General features: G+C 42.6%; 1 protein-coding gene. It reads right to left on the reverse strand.

Annotation, left to right across the window (positions count from 1 at the left end; all coding sequences use genetic code 11):
* Window positions 1-1,095, reverse strand: a 1,095-nt coding sequence (locus FBD94_RS25855; protein WP_136882353.1) for a transposase, incomplete at both ends; no start/stop codon positions are given.

The raw sequence follows: 1,095 nt of genomic DNA on the forward strand, positions 1-1,095 counted from the left end.
TTTACGGTAAAAATTGCCATAGCCCCCTGCATTTCCATATTCTGTATTCCATAGGAAGTCGCACGTCTGTATCCATGGACGTTTTTGAGCTCGCTGTTCTTTGCTTCTATCTTGTATCGCTCCTTAGTTTTCTCCTTATAATATTCGGTTTTCTGAAATGCTATCTGTTCTTTGTGAAGATCGGATTTTATGGTTACCGAATAAGTCTTACTCTTGGCTCCAGGTTTGTAGCAGTTCTCCCTCAGGGGACAGACCTTGCACTTTTCCACGTCGAAGTAATAAGTGGTCGCTTGATTTTCTCCAATATTTTTCTCGCCTTGTCTGGCCTTCCTGATGGCCATATGTCCAGCTGGACACACGAACATACCGGCATCTTTGTTATAATCGAATAGGTTTTCATCCTTTCTGAATCCCTGACTTATAGAAGAGACCATCTTGGCAACGATCTTGATGTTCTGCTCGTCTGCTAGCTTTAGGTTATCCTTGCCTGAATAGGCACCATCTCCGATGACTGTATCTATTTTGATGCCATTCTCCTGGCTGATTTCTAAAAGCTTTGGTAGTTCCGGACCATCTCCCTTTTCTCCTGAGGTTACAACTGCTGCTGTAATAATACGTTCTTCGGTCATAGCTAAATGGGTTTTGTAACCAAAGAATTTGCTGTCCGCTGTCTTATGACCAATCTTGGCATCCTTATCCCTGGAGAGTGTGTAATGCTCCTGGGTATCCTCAACTGTTTCCTTCAATAGGTTCAATTTCTCCTTGACCGCAGGGACCTCGCTTAGCGGCCTGTCTRCCTCAATGATTTTTTGTAATGCTTTGCAATAGGCAATTTCTTTTTCCAGATCACTTGATTCATTCTTTTCTGGCATTAACGCCTTCATATCCTCATCTATGGCATAAACTGCTTTGCGGAGTAGTTTTGATCGTTCCCTGAGCACCTCAAGTGCAGAATAGGGGTTCGATCTGGAAAGAGAATGAGTAGCATCGACAATGATCGATCTGGATTTGATGATATCTTTTTGAATTGCAATACTAACGGTTTTATTGATCAACAAGTTCAATAGGTCCGCATCTTTCAGGCGAAGTTTGCGG

Origin of the sequence: Pedobacter hiemivivus (assembly GCF_005144565.1) — a bacterium.
GTDB lineage: Bacteria > Bacteroidota > Bacteroidia > Sphingobacteriales > Sphingobacteriaceae > Pedobacter > Pedobacter hiemivivus.